Origin of the sequence: Williamsia sp. D3, from assembly GCF_000506245.1 — a bacterium.
GTDB lineage: Bacteria > Actinomycetota > Actinomycetes > Mycobacteriales > Mycobacteriaceae > Williamsia > Williamsia muralis.
This window is the reverse complement of the sequence record NZ_AYTE01000015.1, coordinates 1-16604: the sequence shown is the minus strand read 5'-3', so window position 1 is coordinate 16604 and position 16604 is coordinate 1. Positions and strand designations below refer to the sequence as shown.

General features: G+C 65.0%; 14 protein-coding genes and 2 pseudogenes. 5 read left to right on the top strand and 11 right to left on the bottom strand.

Annotated elements, in window-relative coordinates:
- Positions 1 to 72 precede the first annotated feature (72 nt).
- Positions 73 to 1362 (top strand): hypothetical protein, encoded by a 1290-nt coding sequence (locus tag W823_RS40145; protein WP_152538035.1) that lies wholly within the window; start codon positions 73 to 75, stop codon positions 1360 to 1362.
- Positions 1363 to 1479: 117 nt separating this feature from the next.
- On the opposite strand, the gene W823_RS0128725 is transcribed toward W823_RS40145, so the two are convergent.
- Both W823_RS0128725 and W823_RS40140 read right to left on the bottom strand, forming a co-directional pair.
- Positions 1480 to 3045: an HNH endonuclease signature motif containing protein gene (locus tag W823_RS0128725; RefSeq protein WP_161633995.1), complete on the bottom strand. Its 1566-nt coding sequence runs from the start codon at positions 3043 to 3045 to the stop codon at positions 1480 to 1482.
- A gap of 230 nt (positions 3046 to 3275) precedes the next feature.
- Positions 3276 to 3839: a dihydrofolate reductase family protein gene (locus tag W823_RS40140; RefSeq protein ID WP_023957115.1), complete on the bottom strand. Its 564-nt coding sequence runs from the start codon at positions 3837 to 3839 to the stop codon at positions 3276 to 3278.
- Between the two features lie 192 nt (positions 3840 to 4031).
- Here W823_RS40140 and W823_RS40135 point away from each other — a divergent pair, with 192 nt between their 5' ends.
- On the top strand, positions 4032 to 4553 hold the full coding sequence (locus W823_RS40135) for a hypothetical protein (RefSeq protein WP_152538034.1): 522 nt from the start codon (positions 4032 to 4034) through the stop codon (positions 4551 to 4553).
- A 16-nt stretch (positions 4554 to 4569) separates the two neighbouring features.
- Here the strand turns inward: W823_RS40135 and W823_RS40130 are convergent, their stop codons facing one another.
- From W823_RS40130 to W823_RS40110, 5 genes are read right to left on the bottom strand one after another with little or no spacing between them, the layout of a single operon-like run.
- Positions 4570 to 6801: an AAA family ATPase gene (locus W823_RS40130; protein ID WP_023957111.1), complete on the bottom strand. Its 2232-nt coding sequence runs from the start codon at positions 6799 to 6801 to the stop codon at positions 4570 to 4572.
- A 52-nt stretch (positions 6802 to 6853) separates the two neighbouring features.
- Entirely contained in the window at positions 6854 to 7825 is a 972-nt protein-coding gene (locus W823_RS40125; protein WP_023957108.1) for a phosphatidylcholine/phosphatidylserine synthase, read from the bottom strand.
- A complete protein-coding gene (locus W823_RS40120) occupies positions 7822 to 8535 on the bottom strand; it encodes a phosphatidylserine decarboxylase (protein ID WP_031331973.1) in 714 nt (237 codons plus the stop codon). The genes W823_RS40125 and W823_RS40120 overlap by 4 nt, the downstream gene beginning before the upstream one ends.
- A gap of 28 nt (positions 8536 to 8563) precedes the next feature.
- Entirely contained in the window at positions 8564 to 9799 is a 1236-nt protein-coding gene (glp, locus tag W823_RS40115) for a gephyrin-like molybdotransferase Glp (RefSeq protein WP_023957104.1), read from the bottom strand.
- Positions 9799 to 11160 carry a dipeptidase gene (locus W823_RS40110; RefSeq protein ID WP_031331970.1) on the bottom strand — a complete coding sequence of 454 codons (1362 nt, stop codon included), beginning with the start codon at positions 11158 to 11160 and terminating at the stop codon, positions 9799 to 9801. The genes glp and W823_RS40110 overlap by 1 nt, the downstream gene beginning before the upstream one ends.
- A gap of 137 nt (positions 11161 to 11297) precedes the next feature.
- Between W823_RS40110 and W823_RS40105 the strand changes: the two genes are divergently transcribed.
- Entirely contained in the window at positions 11298 to 12086 is a 789-nt protein-coding gene (locus W823_RS40105) for an HAD-IIA family hydrolase (protein WP_023957100.1), read from the top strand.
- Positions 12087 to 12090: 4 nt separating this feature from the next.
- Here the strand turns inward: W823_RS40105 and W823_RS40100 are convergent, their stop codons facing one another.
- The 3 genes and pseudogenes from W823_RS40100 to W823_RS40090 all read right to left on the bottom strand — a co-directional run bounded on the left by W823_RS40100 (position 12091) and on the right by W823_RS40090 (position 14970).
- Positions 12091 to 12546, bottom strand: coding sequence for an SRPBCC family protein (locus W823_RS40100; RefSeq protein ID WP_023957098.1), 456 nt, complete (start codon positions 12544 to 12546; stop codon positions 12091 to 12093).
- A gap of 26 nt (positions 12547 to 12572) precedes the next feature.
- Entirely contained in the window at positions 12573 to 13715 is a 1143-nt protein-coding gene (locus tag W823_RS40095; protein WP_023957097.1) for an acyl-CoA dehydrogenase family protein, read from the bottom strand.
- 84 nt (positions 13716 to 13799) lie between these two features.
- Positions 13800 to 14970, bottom strand: a pseudogene (locus W823_RS40090) (acyl-CoA dehydrogenase family protein).
- A gap of 188 nt (positions 14971 to 15158) precedes the next feature.
- Here W823_RS40090 and W823_RS40085 point away from each other — a divergent pair.
- The gene (locus W823_RS40085; protein WP_023957095.1) at positions 15159 to 15839 is read left to right on the top strand and encodes a TetR/AcrR family transcriptional regulator; all 681 of its coding nucleotides are present in this window, start codon (positions 15159 to 15161) and stop codon (positions 15837 to 15839) included.
- 101 nt (positions 15840 to 15940) lie between these two features.
- Here the strand turns inward: W823_RS40085 and W823_RS58765 are convergent, their stop codons facing one another.
- Positions 15941 to 16234 (bottom strand): hypothetical protein, encoded by a 294-nt coding sequence (locus W823_RS58765; protein WP_235189499.1) that lies wholly within the window; start codon positions 16232 to 16234, stop codon positions 15941 to 15943.
- Here W823_RS58765 and W823_RS40080 point away from each other — a divergent pair.
- Positions 16118 to 16587 (top strand): annotated as a pseudogene (locus W823_RS40080) (MSMEG_0572/Sll0783 family nitrogen starvation response protein). The gene W823_RS58765 and the pseudogene W823_RS40080 overlap by 117 nt on opposite strands.
- Positions 16588 to 16604 lie beyond the last annotated feature (17 nt).

Genomic DNA, 16604 nt, shown 5'->3' with positions numbered 1-16604 from the left:
TTTCTGACACACTGCGGCGTATGACCTGCAGGTGCGAGACCACCACTGCTGCGCATACATCAAGGATTCAGCATGGTGAATAGGGCGGTGGTCTCGGCCGCGATGGCGGTGGGTGCGTTCATCTCCGTCGTAGTGCTCCTGACTCGCCTCGGTGGCGGACAGTCGGTGTTCGAGTCAGATCCATGGCGAGTGCTGTATCAGGGTGACGTCGCGTGTGTTGCGTTGTGCGCAGTGGTCGCGGTTGTCGGCAGTGTGTTGATGGGTCGCTCTCTTGTTTTCTTCGTCGGCGGCGCCGGCTTGGTGGCCCTTGGGGTCGTGGCTGCCGTTGGCACCACAGCGAATTGGGCAAGCTACGTCAGCGCCGTGGCCGCAGGATTGCTGATCGCTGCGATCGGATCGTTGGCAGTGCAAGAAGACAGTCGAGAGTCGTTGCAGAGTTGGCTCTTTGCTGGTGCCCTGGTCGGCGCTTGGTTGGCCCGGCCACTCGAGCAGTGCCGTTCATCGGTCACGTACTCCGGCGCCTACACCACAACCGGCACGCCCTCCGACTGGCCGCTGGCTGTCGGTGCAGTTGCCGCACTTGTGCTGTTCGCTGCCGCCAGGTTCACCGGACGTTCACACGCCCGATTTCCCGACGATAACGGCCGATCAGCTACGCAGCGTTCTGCTCTGGGGCCCACTTTGACGCTCGGGATCGGCGTGCCAGTCGTCGCGTTGTTGTCATGGTGGTGGTTTATCGCCACCGTAGGTTCCGGCGACGACATCGAGGGCGGTACGTGGGCATACGGCATAGTTTTGCTGCCGGTGATCATCGTCGGCGTGTGGTGGTTGCCCCACCGCAACGGGCTGGTGTTACTGGCGATGCTCGCGACGTTGACCGCTGCAGCTGGCCTACCCAAATGGCAAGGATCATGGCCGATGCTCCTTGTCTTCGTCCTGTTGATCGCTGGTGGTCTGGTGTCCGGACGCCGCTGGGCGCACCCCACGATCGCCATGGGCGTGCTTCTCGCCTGCACACTCATGACCGCAATAGATGAATCGCCCTGGAGTACGGCGGGAATTGTCGCCGCATTTGTCGTTCCCGTAGCGGGCGCGCACGTGGTCGCAGCTTGCTTACCCACGACCGCACCCGTCAGCACTATCGCGGTCGCCGGACCAGCCACATTGTTCCCCGTCGTCGGCATCACGGTCGCCTACAGCTTCTCGAGCTCATCGGGCTCATCGGGCTTCGACAGCCGCCAGCTGACCACCACTGAAGTGATCCTGGCCGCAGTCACCGTTGCTGCGTGCGGAGTAGCCGTTGCTTTCCTGACTCGCCGCAGGCCGCCGAGTGACATCGACGAGAACGCTTTGCTCCCATAGTGGAGAAACCACGCGGTTGATCGCGGTCGCAGTGGCGGGTGAGTTCTGAGTCTGTGCACGACAGCCGTGTACAAGATCCCAGCGCGAAGCGCAGGAAAGCCGGGTTATCGGTGGCCGCTATTCCTCGACCTGTTCTGCCGAGTCTTCGGCGGCGTCGTCTGAGTCCGCGATCGTCTCGGTCCGGTTGTGTTGCTGGAGCTGCATACGTTCTTGGCGTTCGTCGAGTGCTTGTTGTCGTTCGGCGATGATGTTCTGCCATACCGCTTCAATGGTGTGGTCGGTGTGGTGGGCCCGGTTGATGCGTGGGTGTTGGTCGGGGTCGATGTATGTGGGTGGGATCCATGCGACTCGGCCGGCGTCGGGGCCGTCGGTGACCATGACGGTCTGCCATTGATCCTCGCCGGGTCCGATCATCTTGTGGTGAGGCGGACACGCAGGCGCGAGTTCGTCGATGTCGGTGTGTCCGCCGTCGGCCCAGGCGGTGGTGTGATGGATTTCGGTCCAGGAGATCGGGTTACGGCAGCCGGGGCTGGTGCAGCCTCGGTCTTTGGCGAACAAGGCCATCCGTTGGCCTTGCTGGGCGGTGCGTTTGGCGCGGGCGAAGTAGAGGACGTCGGCGGAGTGGTTGGCGAACACTGCCAGCGACCAATCCACCCGGGCGGCGAGTTCGACAGCGTCCTTGACCGGCATATCAACGCCGGAGGCGGTGCGGGCGATGCCTGCGGCCTCATCAAGCTGTTGTTTGGTCATGGTGATGATGACCTGCACTGGTAGGCCACGGTGGGAGGTACCGAGCAGTTTGTACTCGAGGATGGTCTTCAGGATTGCTTTGAATGCATCGTGCTGACGTTGGGCTCTACTCCGGGAATCGCGCCCCGCGGCAGCCTCGATGATCGCCGGATCCATGGTCGGATCGTCAGCAGCGCCGGTCGGTGAGTTCGGATCATCAGGATTGTTCATACCCGGTGCTGCCCATACATCCATCACCGTCCGAAACAACGCCAACGTCGCCGGGTCGAGGTTGCCGGTGATTTTGGCCATCATGTCCAACCCTTGAGGACCATCAGACAGGCCCCGGTTACGTTTGCGGTCAGCGTCGTCGGTCAACGAACCGTCCGGATCAACCCGCGCCAACATTTCTCGTCCACACACTTCAAGTTCGTTGGGGCCCAGGGTGCGGGCGTTGTCGGTCATCCACGCATCGACCACGTCATACACTTCCGGTGCTGACTTGTGAGGGATTTTGTCCCGGACTTTGAGCATCACATCCACGTGCGCCAACCCGATCGCACCCTCGGCCAACGCTTGGGCCGCGGCCGGACATTTCGGGGGCAACGCCTCACCCTGCATCGACAACAACTCACCGGCAGCATCCAACGCTTTCAACCGTGACGAGGCATCACCACGAGACACCCGCAACTCACTCATCACAAACCGATGCAACGTCGAATGACCAGCCTTACGAAACAAACCCCGATCATTCACCTCCTGCAACCGCCTGAGGCCCTGAAACGACAGTGCCCGAACAACTCTCTCGTTCACCCGCACCAACTCAGCAACCTGCACATCATCAACATCAGCTGCTGACGCACCAACAATCCGCTGCAGCACCGCATCAAGATCGCGATACAACCCCACCAACACCGGCATTGGCGGTGGATCCACCGTCACCGAATCACTCATCGACAAGCCCCCCAGCCCTCGAACCCCTGTCATCAAGTGTACCAACCGAATCGGACATTGTCGAACAGGTGTTCGAGTCTGACTAGTTCGGGATTAATGCAGGCTTTGTGTTCGTCTGCAGGTGCTGCAACACCTGCAAACGAACACAAGCCCTGCGTTTGATTGCGCTACACCGCGGCGAACTCTCGCAGCTACGAACAGCGTTGCGCTACAACCGTTATCGGATCGACCTACCGCACCACATCGAAGACCTGCTTCTGAATGCCGTTGCCGTACACCTCGTGCTCGATCAGGTTGAGCTTCGTGGTGTCTTTGTCCGACTCACTGAACAGGCGCTTGCCGGCGCCGAGAAGGAGTGGGAACACCAGGAGGTGATAGCGATCGACAAGACCCGCGTCGGCGAGGCTGCGGCCCAGGGTCGCACTGCCGTGCACAGCGATCGGGCCGCCGTCGGTCTCTTTGAGCGACGCAACGTCTTCGATCGACCGAAGGATCGTCGCCGGCCAGCGTGCGTCTTCTTTCTCGAGTGTTGTCGAGACGACGTATCGGGGCATCGCGTTGTACTCGGCGAACTCGTCCATGGTCGGCCAGATCGGAGCGAACGCCTCGTACGACGTGCGCCCCAGCAGTAGTGCTGTGGTCTCCTCCTGCTCGCGCCCCTTGATCTCATAGGCAGCTTCGTCGAATTCGACATCTTTGAAGGTCCACCCCGAATTGCGATACCCGGGCTCGCCGCCCGGTCCTTCCATGACACCGTCCAGCGAGACGAATGCGGTGACGATCAATGTGCGCATGACAAACCTCCGTGATGGGTGGTGCCTCGGCCCGTGCCGAAGCTGTTCTCATCCCTACGTCGAATGAGAGAACCGGAAATCGACACGAATTGCAGAGAAATCACGCGAGAAGAGAGACGGGGCGCCGGTGCGCCCCTTGTTCCGCCGTCGTGTTCGCCAGCGAATTAAGAATGCCTCGACAATACTGAGGTGGTGAACGCGTCAAATGAGCCCGAGGTCGAGGTGTATCGGTTGTGGGACTGGTCCGGCCTGATCGGCTGGTGCGCCGGTGTGGTGGCGGCCGGCGCATGGTTTGTCACCGACAACGGGCATCAGCGTGCTCCGGTGCAGGCCCCAGGTCAGTACCAGTCGGTGGACACACCCGACGTGATCTGGTGGCTGCCCTATATCTTCGGGGCCACTTTCGGGCTGGCGGGATTGGCGGTGCAAAGTCTTCTCGAGCGGGCGAACACGGTGGTGACCCCACGAATACGCGATGGTCTGCTCGTCGCGGGGTGCACGGCCGGAGGCGCTGGGGCCGCGGGTGCGGTCTGGCTCATTCCCCAGCAGTTGGTGTTCCAGGACACCGCGGGCCATGGCACCACCCTGTCGCGGGGCGTGGTCTTCGTCGCGCTGCCGTTGCTCGGTGTACTCGTCGGCACAGCCTTGGCCGCGCGTCGGCATCGCACCGCATCTACGACGTCGATGACCAAGACGCCGTCGATGGCCCACTGAGAGTCGCAAAAAGGCTTCAGGCTCCACGCTTTTCGGCGTACTGACGCAGGTTCTCCACCTGGGCCGGATCGAGGGACGGCCGAACCTTGTCCTGCGCCACCCCGACGTCCTCGGCGGTGACGATGGCTGCGTCGATGTTCCGCCGCATCGCGGCCAGAGCAGCCTCCCGGAGCAGTGCGGCGCAGTCGGCGGCCGAGTATCCGTCTAGCTCCGCGGCCAGCTCGGCGAGGTCGATGTCTTCTGCCAGTGGCACCGACTTGCTCGACGTCCGCAGGATCGCAGCGCGGGCATCGGCGTCGGGCGGTGGCACGAACACGAGCCGCTCCAGACGGCCGGGACGCAGCAGCGCTGGATCAATGAGATCGGGACGGTTGGTCGCGCCGAGAACCACCACATCCCGTAGGGGTTCGACACCGTCGAGTTCGGTGAGCAGCGCCGCGACCACTCGATCGCCGACGCCCGAGTCCGACGACTGACCGCGGCGTGGCGCCAGCGCGTCGATCTCGTCGAGGAAGATGAGCGATGGCGCCGACTCGCGTGCCCGGTCGAACAGGTCGCGGACTGCCTTCTCCGATGACCCGACCCATTTGTCCATCAGCTCAGCACCTTTGACGCTGTGCACGCTCAGTTGCCCGGACGCGGCGAGTGCGCGCACCACAAAGGTCTTGCCGCATCCGGGAGGACCGTAGAGCAGCACGCCGCGTGGTGGGTCGACGCCGAGTCGGGTGAAGGTGTCCGGGTGCTGCAGCGGCCAGAGCACGGCCTCGGTGAGCGCCTGTTTGGTCTCCACCATGTCGCCGACCTCGTCGAGCGTCAGGCTGCCGACCGCGACCTCGGGCGATGCCGACCTGGACACCGGCCGGATCACCTCCAGTGCGCCCAGCAGATCGGCCTCGATGAGCGTAGGTGGCTCGCCGTCGCGGGCGCTGCGGGCCGCTGCCCGCAGGGCGGCCTCGCGGGTGAGGGCGGCGAGGTCGGCGGCGACGAAACCGGGTGTGCGAGCGCTGATAGCGCCGAGGTCGATGGTTCCGGTGGGCACGGACTCCAGGAGCGCGCCGAGGAGACCTCGCCGGATCTTGTTGTCGGGCAATCCGATCGACAGCTCGCGGTCGCAGAGGTCGGGGTCGCGGAGCCGTTGGTCGAGGTTTTCGGGCGCCGAACTGGTGCAGATCAGGGCCACCCGGTCAGCGGTGATCGCCGTACGCAAGGCGTCGAGGATGAGCGCTGAGACGGGGTCTGCCTCGGCGGGCAGCAGCGCCTCGACATCGCTGATGAGCAACACCGCGCCCGTGTCGGACGCTGCCGACACCAGTTGGCTGACCGCATCTTTGACAGCAGCGAGCCGCCCGGATGCCTCGAGCGCGCCGGTGACCGGGCCGTCGAGGTACACGAGCGCTCGGCCGGCGCACACGGCCCGGGCGACGGTTGCCTTACCCACCCCGGGTGGGCCGGTGAGCACCACACCGAGTCGGGCTTGCGCGCCGAGGGCGGTGAGCAGTTCCGGGTTGTCGAGGGCGAGGCCGAGCCATTCGGACAGCTTGTCCACCTGGGCGTCGACGCCGACGAGTTCGTCGACGGTTCGAGCCGGGGGAGCAGTGCTGACGGTCGCCTTGGCCGGTGTGTGCCGGGTGGATGCACTGGTGGCCGCCTCGGCGGTGGTCGGCAGTCCGACGCTCTTGTCCGCCCACAGCACCGCGGTGTTCGGTTGCACGCTCACCGGGCCGGATGGGTCGGCGTCCACCACGGTGAGCAGTTCGTTGGTCCAGGTGATGCCCACCGACCTCGCCAGCGAACGAGTGGCGTCGGACGTCGCGAAATCGGGTCCGAGATCGCGCGGCAAGAGTGACACCACATCCCCGGCCGACACCACCTTTCCGAGGAGTGCGCGCCGCAGGGTGGTCTCGTCCACCGAATCGGCGGTCAGCCGCGAACCGCGCACCATCACGCGGGTGGCGCCGTGCACCACCACGGGGGACAACACCACCGGGGCGTCGGACTTCAGGCCCGCGTTGGACAGCGTCAGCTCGTCGAGCAGCGCGATGCCGGTGGGAGCGGACGCATCGGTGGCTGCGATCACCGCGCCGGTGGTACGCGAGCCGATCACGGCCACTCCATCCCACTCGCGCAGCGCCAACGCGGCCAGAACCTCCGGATGCACCCTGACGATGCCGCGGCGCGCCTCGGTCGCCGAGAGGTTGAGCCGGGCGGTCAGCGTCAATTGCGGAGACGCGGCAGATGTGGGAGTCACAGGGCAAAACTACCGTCTGCGGCGTTCGGCGCGGGCTGGTGCTCGCTACCCGTTACTGGTCGCCGGGGCGGCGCAGGCCCAGACGGGCCGACGATTTGGTCGGTCTGCCGCGCCGCACTTGCCGGATGGCGCGTCGTTCGGCCCGGCGTTCCCGGGGGTGGAAGTCCCAGGTCTCCGGTCGGCTGGCCACCCATCGCTTGGTGCGCCAGGCAAACGGAATGTGCAGCAGGTAGAGACCGATCGCCACCACCATGAGCAGATACGGGTAGGTCAGCAGCGCGGCGGCGAACAGGGCCACCCCGATGAGCACCAGCACCAACGCATTCGGCGGCACCGCGTACGACTTGAGTGATGCGGTCGGCAGGCGACTGACGGCCAGCAGCGCAGTGATGGTCATCCATGTGCCGACGGTGGCATCCGAGGTCCACCATCCCATTCCGAATTGCTCTTCGAGGGCGATGGGCAACATCGCGATGAGAGCGGCGGCGGGAGCGGGTACACCCACGAAGAAATCCTTGGTGTACTGCGGCGTGTCGTCTTCGTCGATCAGTGTGTTGAACCGCGCCAACCTCAAAACGATTGCGCAGCAATAGATCAGCGACAGCAGCCATCCCACGTCGTTGCCCTCGAGCAGGAGGACGTAGAGGGTCAGCGCGGGGGCCACCCCGAAGTTGATGGCGTCGGCGAGAGAGTCCAGTTCGGCGCCGATACGCGTGGTCGCCCCCAGCAAGCGGGCCACCCGGCCGTCGAGGCCGTCGAGGAGCGCCGCAGCTGCGATCATGGCAACGCACAGGTGGATTCGGCCGTCTAGAGCGAACTTGGTGGCTGACAGGCCGGCGCAGATGGCAAGGACGGTGAGGGCAGACGGAACGAGGAGCTTGCCGGTGTTCAGCGTTCCCGCGCGGCTGGGGCGGCGCCGCCGCCTCGGACTACCTGCGGGTACCACCCGGCTGCCGGAACGTCGGCCCGCGTCCTTGCGACCCGGGTCCTTTCGGACGGGTTCCTTGCGAACGGACTCTTTCATCCCAGCTGCGCCAACACGGTCTCCGCGCCGACGGCGCGTTGGCCCACGGCGACGAGCGGTCGGGTGCCCTCGGGCAGGTAGACGTCCACACGTGATCCGAACCGGATCAAGCCGTAGGTGTCGCCGAGCGTCACCGGGTCGCCGGGGCGGGCCTCACACACGATGCGCCTGGCGATGAGCCCGGCGATCTGCACCACCACCAGCTCGGTGCCGTCGGCGGTGCGGATCAGCATGGAGTTGCGCTCGTTCTCGGCGCTTGCATCGGGGAGGTCGGCGCTGACGAACTTGCCCGGCCGGTATTCGACCGACTCGACCGTGCCGGCGATCGGGATCCGTTGCACGTGTACGTCGAAGATCGAGAGGAAGATCGACACGCGTGGTCGGGGAGTGTCGCCCAGTCCGAGCTCGTGCGGTGGCGGGGCATGGTCCACCAACGCGACCTGCCCGTCGGCCGGTGCGACCACTACTCCGGCAGCGTTCGGGGGCACCCGGCTCGGGTGACGGAAGAACGCGGCGGTGGCGAGTGTGGCTGCGGTTGCCGGTGTCCGGATCCAGCCGTGGCGTCGGCCGGCGAGGGCCACGGCGGCGCCCGCGGCCACGAACGGCACACCGGCCCGGTGGATCGGTGGCACGGTTTCCCGCACGAGGTCGGCAAAATGTGCCAGGCGGGTCACACTCTCGGGTTCAGTAGGTCTGGGTCGTCTGGCCATGGCCGCCATTGTCGCAGGTGCTCATCGGTCAGCTGTCCTCCAGGATCAGCACTTCGACGTCGGCGCCGGTCTCGACCCTGTCGGTGTCCGCCGCGATGTCGAGCAACGCGTTTGCCGATGCCATGAATGCCAGGTGATGTGAACCCGGTGGCCCGATGGGTCGCACCGAGGCGACACCGTCGGCGATCGTGAGTTCACCCCTGCGGAACTGGCGTTTGCCTCTCGGGGAGGTGATCGGTTCGGTGACCGACGCGGTGGTGGTTCGCCGTGAGGCGGGCAGGCCCATGGCTGCGCGCAGGGCCGGCCGGACGAACACCTCGAAGGACACCTGAGCGCTCACCGGATTGCCGGGCAGGGTGATGATCGGGACAGCCGTGCCCCCCGAACTCGTATAGGTGCCGCAACCCTGCGGCATGCCTGGCTGCATGGCCACCTTGGCGAACTCCACCCCGTGACCGACCAGCGCATCCTTGACAACCTCGTACGCGCCGGCGCTGACGCCGCCGGAGGTGATGATGAGGTCGACGGCGGTACCGTCCGCGCCGTCGACGTACTCGTCGAGTCGTGCCCGGAACTGGTCGACGTCATCGGGCACGAAATGCACCTGTTCGGAGATCGCCCCGGCCTCCATGGCCGCGGCGGTCAGCATCGCGCCGTTGGACTCGTAGATCTGTCCGTATTGCAGCGGCGTCCCCGCGGGCACCAGCTCACTTCCGGTCGACAGGACCAGCACCCGCAGCGGCGCGAACACGGCGACCTCGGCGATACCGAGCGCGGCCAGCAACCCCAACTGCGGTGCGTGCAGAACGCGCCCGGACGAGAGGGCGCGGGTCCCTGCACCGATATCGGAACCGGCGGCGCGGATGGCGGCTCCGGCCGGGACCGGCGCGTTGATCCTCACCTCGGAGACGCCGCCGTCGGTGAGCTCCACCTGGATCACCGCGTCCGCTCCGGCCGGCACGGGTGCTCCGGTCATGATGCGGTGGGCCGTGCCGGGAGAGAGGGTGAGCTGATCGGTTCGGCCTGCCGGGATGTCTTCTGCGACAAACAGGATGACGGGATCGGTCTCCGTCGCGTGCGCGATGTCCGAGGCGATGACGGCGTAGCCGTCCATCGCCGAGTTGTCGAAGCCGGGCAGTGTGACCCCGGCGACGACATCGTCGGCGAGCACCCTGCCGAGGGCGGCTGCGGCAGGCACGGTGACAGGCCGGGGCTCGGCGAACAAGGCTGCGACGATGGCCTGGTGTTCCTCGACTGTGCGCATCAGGCGTCCACCGTGTACGTGGCGAGGAACAGGGCAAGGGACAGTGCGGTTTTCGAGATCTCGTCGGGATCCACACTCTCGTTGGGCGCATGGATCCGGCAATTCGGTTCCTCGACGCCGAGTAGTGCAATCTCGGCTCTGGGGCAGATTTCCGAGAGCACCGTACACAGGGGTATCGATCCACCCTGACCGGAATGGACCACCTCGGCCCGGTATGCCTTGCCCATCGCCTCGGTGAGCGCCTTGTACCCAGGGCCCGAGGTGTCGGCAGCGAACGGCGCCCCGGTCATCACGGTGTCGACCTGCACCTTGGCGTGCCACGGAATGTGCTTGTGCAGATGACCTTCCAGTGCCAACGCGGCCACACCGGGATTCACGCCGGGTGGCACACGCAGGTTGAGCATCGCCGAGGCGCGTGGATTGATGGCGGCCACGCAGTTGTCGGTGTTCGGTGCGTCCAAACCGATCACCGTCACCGCCGGCCGCGCCCACACCATCTCTGCAGGGGTGCCCGAGCCGAGGATGTCCACACCATCGAGCGTTGTGGAGTCGGAGCGGAACTGCAGGGGATCGTAGGTTGCGCCGGGCCAGGATTGACTGGCGGGCAGCCCGTCGATCGTGGTGTTGCCGTCCGCATCTCGCAGGGTCGCCAGCCCGGCGATGAGCGCGGCAAGCGCGTCGGGGGCCGCGCCGCCGAACTGTCCCGCATGCACTTCCGATGCGAGGGTCTCGACCGAGACCTTCACGCCCGCGACCCCACGCAGGCTGGTGGTGAGCGTGGGTACACCCGGGGCCACGTTTCCGGTGTCGCAGATCAGGATCATGTCCGCATCGAAGAGGTCTGGCTGCCTGCGGGCGAGTTGATCCAGACCCTCGCCGCCGGCTTCTTCCGAGCCCTCGATCACCACTCGAATTCCCAACGCCGGCAGCGCCGCAAATGAGCGCAGCGCGGTGAGGATGGCGACGACGTTGCCCTTGCAGTCCGCCGCACCTCGCCCGAACCAGCGACCGTCGTGAGTGGTGAGTGCAAACGGCGGCGAGTTCCAGAGATCTTCGGGGCCGGCCGGCTGCACGTCGTGGTGTGAATACAGCAAGACGGTCGGCGATCCTGGCGGGCCGGGACGATGACCGATCACTGCCTGACTGCCGTCGACGGTGTCGTACACCTGAGTCTCGATCCCGGCGTCGGCGAACGCGCCGCGAACCCAGGCAGCGCTGGCCCGGCAGTCATCCCGTTTGTCGGGGTCGATGTGCACAGACGGCAACGACACGAGGTCGGCGAGGTCGGAGTGAGCGCGCGACATCAGGCCGGTCACACGTTTGGACAGGGTCGAGTACTGCGTCGAGAGCTGGTCGGCCATGGTGCCAAGCATGCCGGAAGGACCACCACGACCGCCAGAAAAGTCGAGTTCGGCATGATCGGGCGGCGCTGTGAGAATTGTCGGACCTGCCGGCTCCCGCGTGCGATCGACCGTAGGCAGGACTAGGTTTCTCAGGTATGGCCGAAGGGTTGCTGCTCGACATCGACGGGGTGCTCGTCACCTCGTGGAAAGCCCTGCCCGGCGCCGTCGAAGCCCTCGAGGAGATCGCCGACACCGGTTTGCCGCGAATGTTCTTGACCAACACCACATCCAAGTCGCGAGCGGAGATCGCCGAGGCGCTCACCGACGTGGGATTCACGGTGCGTGACGACGAGATCGTGACGGCCGCCGTGTTGACGGCCGAGTACCTGCGCACCAAACACCCCGGTAAGCGGGTTGTGGTGTTCAACGAGGGCGCGGTCAACGAGGACATGGCAGGGGTGAATCTGGTCGACGACAACCCCGAAGTGGTGGTCTTCGGGGGCGCGGGCCCGTCGTTCACCCACGAGCTGTTGTCGATCGCCCTGGGCTGGATGATCGAAGGCGTACCGACCATCGCGATGCACCGGTCGCTCACGTGGTCGACCAGCAGCGGACCGAAGATCGACACCGGGGTGTACCTCGAAGGCCTCCAGAAGGCCACCGGAAAGAAGATCCGCGCGATCGGCAAACCGTCACCGCTGGGCTTTCGTTCGGCCGTGGAGATGCTCGGCGTGGGTGATCCGGGCGGGGTGGTGATGGTGGGCGACGACATGTACAGCGATGTGCTGGGCGCCCAGAAGACCGCGATCACCGGCGTGTTGGTGCGGACCGGCAAGTTCTTGCCCGAACAACTCGACGCCCTGGTCAAGGACGAGTTCGGGCAGGTCCCCGATCACGTCATCGACTCGATCGCGGACCTGCCCGCACTGCTGAAGAAGCTGTAGTGCGCTAGCGCACCGACGCCTTGATCTTGCCCAGCGTCTGCTGCATCCCGTCGGTGAGCTCGGCGTCGAACGACTTCTCGCCGCCGAATGCCAAATTGATCAGCGTCGACGACACCTTGGTGGTGCCGTTGGGTGCCTCACGACGTTCGGTGAGCTCCACGCCGTCCTCGGTGGGAGTGATGGTGAAGCTCCACACGCTGTTGTTCTCGTTGATCTTGTACGCGATCTCTTTGTTCGGTTCGAACCGGACCACCTTTGCGGTGGTCGGCCAGACCAGCAGACCGCGTTTGTTCACGTTGACGGTCTTGGTGCCCAGGGTGACGGGACCGCCCCCGCGGACCACGACCTTTCGGCATTGCGGGCTCCACTCGCCCATCCGCTTCAGGTCGGACACCACTTTCCACACCTGCTCAGGTGTGGCCTTGATGTGAGTGGACGCTTCGAGCAGTGGGGCAGCCATGGAACTCCTGTCAATGAACGTTGTCACTATCCGATCAGGATCTTGTCATAGTCCGCGATCTGATTCGACAGTGTTCGGAGATGTTCGGACGCACCGCCGAGAGTGTGCTCGATGGCGAGCAGCCGGCTCACGTAGTGCCCGACCGGGTACTCGGCGGTGATGCCGATACCGCCGTGCATCTGGATGGCCTCCTGCCCGATCTTGCGCGCGGAGCGGCAGATCTGCAGCTTGGCGCGCGACGCGACGATCGGGTTGACGTCGCCGTCGGCCAGGGTGACCGTGGCGTAGAGACTCATGCTGCGGGCCTGCTCGAGGAGTACGTACATGTCGGCGGCACGCTGGGTCAGGGTCTGGAACTTCGCCAGTGGTACGCCGAACTGCTTGCGCTGCTTGAGGTATTCGGTGGTGAACCGCAGTGATTCCTCCATGGCGCCGACGGCCTCGGCGCACAGCGCGACCTGGGTGACCACTTCCGAACGCACCAGCGCCGCGGCCACATCGCCCTCGGCCAGTCGGGTGGCGGGAGCGTCCTGTAGTTCCACCTGGGCACCACGCCGCATGTCGTGTGTACGGAACGCGGTGCGAGATACGCCGGTCAAGGTGGCGTCCACCAGGAACAGGCCGATCTCGCCTTGCCCTTGGCCCTGGGCGTCGATGCGGGCGGTCACCACCAGGACGTCGGCGCAATCACCGTGCAACACAGGGTTTTTACGGCCGGTGAGGACGTAGCCGTCTCCCGACGCCGTGGCGGTGGTACTGACAGCCGCGCTCGGCCACCGGTCGCCAGGTTCGGTGTGCGCGAATGCCGCGAGGAGTTCACCGGAGGCGAGTTGTGGCAGGTACTGGGCACGTTGTTCCGCGCTGCCGGTCTCGGCGATGAGCCCGCCGGGCACGTACACCGCGTCCAGCACGGGCTCTGGAGCAAGACTGCGACCGATCTCGCCGAGTACGGCCGCGACCTCTTCGGGTCCGGCGCCCATGCCCCCGTCGTCCTCGCTGAACGGGAGACCGAGAATGCCGATCTCCGCCAACGACTTCCACACGTCCCGGCTCCAGCCGAGGTCGGTGGCGGTGACCTCGCGCAGCTTCTCGATGTCGTAGAACTTGGTCAGGACGTCATGCGCGGTGTCCCGCAGCATCGTCTGTTCCTCGTTGAGTTCAAAATCCATGGTGAAGGCAGTCCTTCGTTAGTTGGTGCCGCGAGCGCTCGACGTCGGCATCAGGGATGAAGTCCGTAGATGGGGAGGTCGGGGTCAGAGGCCGAGGATGGAGGACGCGATGATGGTTCGCTGGACCTCGGACGAGCCGCTGTAGATCGAGACCTTGCGGTGGTTGAGGTACGTCGGAACGGTCTCTTGCGCCCAGTGCGGGGACCCGATGTCCGCCGCGTCCACGGCCAGTGAGTCGACTCCCGCGAGGTCGGCCAGGATCTCGGTGGACGCCTGTTGTAGCTCGCTACCGCGGAGCTTCAAGACCGAGGAGACCGGATCGGGCTTGCCGTCTGCCGACGATGCCACCACCCGCAACTGCGTCAATTCCAGTGCGAGCAACTCGTTTTCGAGTTCGGCCAGGCGCGCGGCGAACAGGGGATCTTCCAGCAGGGTGCCGTCGCCGACGGGTGTCTTCGCGGCCAGCTCCTTGGCCAGCGCCAGGCGGTTCTTGGTGATGCCCACCCGGGTGACACCTGTTCGCTCGTTGCCGAGCAGGAACTTCGCGTATCCCCAGCCCGCGTTCTCTTCGCCGACCAGGTTCTCCACCGGCACCCGGACGTTTCGAAAAAGACCTCGTTCACCTCGAAGCCGCCGTCGACCAATTGGATCGGCCTGACGGTGATGCCCTCGGTCTTCATGTCGATGAGCAGGAAGCTGATCCCCGCCTGGCGCTTCGGAGCATCGGGGTTGGTGCGCACCAGCGCGAAGATCCAGTCGGCGTACTGGGCCATGGTGGTCCAGGTCTTCTGACCGTTGACCACATAGTGGTCGCCGTCGCGAACCGCACGGGTCTTGAGCGATGCCAGGTCGGATCCTGCCTCGGGCTCGGAGAAGCCTGGCACCACCAGATGTCGAGATTGGCTGTGGCGGGGAGGAAACGCTCTTTGATCTCCTGAGAACCGAAGTTGGCGATCACCGGGCCGACCATGTCGGTGTTGAACGCGAGGGGTTCGGGCACCGAGGCGAGGTTCATCTCGTTCTGCCAGATGTGTTTCTGCACGGGAGTCCAGTCGCGGCCGCCCCATTCGGAAGGCCACTTCGGCACTGCCAGACCGTGCTCGTTCAGGATCCGCTGAACCGTGATCATGTCGTCGGGGAAGTTCAGTGTGCCCGCGGCGGTCCGCTCGCGGATCTCCTTGGGGATCTCGGTGGTGAAGAAGGTCCGCATTTCCTCGCGGAAGGCAACTTCGTCGTCGCTCAGTTTGAGGTGCATTGTTCCTTGATACTCCCGATCGTGTGCGTGCGTAAGGAACTCCGGCATGGTCCAACGCAATTTTTTCCCGCGGCGCCACAGAGTTTTACTCGTCGGTCAAACAAAGCCGATTCTAGCTGATGAATGGTGTCGTGCCAAGGGCGAAGCGTGAGGACTGGAGGGCGCGGCGGTGACGTAAAATCGCGACCATGGCCAAAGTTCGGCAACGATCGGGTGCTGCGCCGTCCCGTCGCAGCAACGGAAACCGTCCGAGCGATGACCTACTCCTCGACGCAGCGCGAGATGTGTTCCACGCCAACGGCTATCACGCAACCTCCATGGAGGCCATCGCGCAGCAGGCCGATGCCACCAAGCCGACGCTCTACTCCCACTTCGGCAGCAAGGAGCAGCTCTACCGGGCGTGCCTGGTCCGGGAGGCCGACAAACTTCGCGAGTGGTTGTTCTCGGCGTACGAGACCGCCTCGGGATTGTCGATGGAGGAGCAGGTGAAGGCTGACATGGTGGCCTTCTTCCGCTACGCGTCAGAGCATCCTGCCGGCTTCGGGCTGCTCTTCGGTGATGTCACCTCCGGGCCCAATGCGGAGATCCGCGACGAGCTTGTGCTGAGCATCTCGGGGCAGATCGCCGTGCGCATCCGTGCCTACTACACGTTGCGGGCTCTGCCCGCGCCCGAGCAGAGCGCCGAACTCCTCGCCTCGATGCTGGCCGGCATCGCCATCCACGGCGGCCGGCAGGCCCTTGCTCTCGATCTCCCGCCCCACGAGGTCGGGCTCTTTGCCACGGCGCTCGCACACGCGGGCCTCAAACATCTCGCACCTGTTCAGATGGAGAACATCGACCGCGTGGCGAGCGGCTCGCGCACGCGTTGACTTCTCGCGCACCGATTCGAACCGGTGCGCGGCCCCCGAGACGGTGCGCCGCAGCCCGGATTACCTCCGCGTTACGTCGGTGAGGCTTGAGCAGCGCAGTGTTATTCCCTGGATAACCACCGGGAAACAGGCGGCTTCTGTACTGGAACACGCAGCCGAGTTCGGCTCTCGCCCATCGGCAATGTCGCCGAGGCGGCCTCAATCTTCGCCAGCCAGGAGACGCCATGTCCGATATCGATCAGACCATCGCCGAGAATATCAAGAAGTCTTTGGCTGAGATCCCGCATCCGTCGTTGCCCAAGGGCAGCAACATTTATGGGGGGACGAAGTTGTTCCCGGATTATCAGGCCGAGAACGGGGAAACGTACTTCACGTTGGTTCATGGGATTGCTCATGAGTCGTCGGTGAGCTTCGTGGCGGTGTTGCAGGCGACGCGGGCGTGCGGAAGGGGTTTGAGTCGGCGTTGTATTTTTATGGCCCTGGTGCGATCAACTGTCTGGCGACGCGTGGTTTTCCGACGACGGGTGATTCGGGTTTCCCGGGGGAGCAGAACATCAATGATTCGTTGGCAACGTTCATCGGTGAGGGTGGGACGGTGTATTGCTGTCGGTTCGGGTTGGCACTTCATGGTGGTCGTGAGGAGGATTTGATCGAGGGTGTGATTCCGGCTCATCCGCTTGATGTGCAGGATGCGTTGATTCACTATGCCCGTAAGGGTGCCATCATCAACTCCACCTACATGGTCTGAGGGCAATCCGATATGCC

Excerpts from the sequence above, each read along its gene's own strand:
- W823_RS40145 (WP_152538035.1), top strand. The coding sequence starts at position 73 with ATGGTGAATAGGGCGGTGGTCTCGGCCGCGATGGCGGTGGGTGCGTTC.
- W823_RS0128725 (WP_161633995.1), bottom strand. The coding sequence starts at position 3,045 with ATGAGTGATTCGGTGACGGTGGATCCACCGCCAATGCCGGTGTTGGTG.
- W823_RS40140 (WP_023957115.1), bottom strand. The coding sequence starts at position 3,839 with ATGCGCACATTGATCGTCACCGCATTCGTCTCGCTGGACGGTGTCATG.
- W823_RS40125 (WP_023957108.1), bottom strand. The coding sequence starts at position 7,825 with ATGAAAGAGTCCGTTCGCAAGGAACCCGTCCGAAAGGACCCGGGTCGC.
- W823_RS40120 (WP_031331973.1), bottom strand. The coding sequence starts at position 8,535 with ATGGCCAGACGACCCAGACCTACTGAACCCGAGAGTGTGACCCGCCTG.
- glp (WP_023957104.1), bottom strand. The coding sequence starts at position 9,799 with ATGCGCACAGTCGAGGAACACCAGGCCATCGTCGCAGCCTTGTTCGCC.
- W823_RS40110 (WP_031331970.1), bottom strand. The coding sequence starts at position 11,160 with ATGGCCGACCAGCTCTCGACGCAGTACTCGACCCTGTCCAAACGTGTG.
- W823_RS40105 (WP_023957100.1), top strand. The coding sequence starts at position 11,298 with ATGGCCGAAGGGTTGCTGCTCGACATCGACGGGGTGCTCGTCACCTCG.
- W823_RS40100 (WP_023957098.1), bottom strand. The coding sequence starts at position 12,546 with ATGGCTGCCCCACTGCTCGAAGCGTCCACTCACATCAAGGCCACACCT.
- W823_RS40095 (WP_023957097.1), bottom strand. The coding sequence starts at position 13,715 with ATGGATTTTGAACTCAACGAGGAACAGACGATGCTGCGGGACACCGCG.
- W823_RS40085 (WP_023957095.1), top strand. The coding sequence starts at position 15,159 with ATGGCCAAAGTTCGGCAACGATCGGGTGCTGCGCCGTCCCGTCGCAGC.
- W823_RS58765 (WP_235189499.1), bottom strand. The coding sequence starts at position 16,234 with ATGAGCAATCCCATGAACCAACGTGAAGTACGTTTCCCCGTTCTCGGC.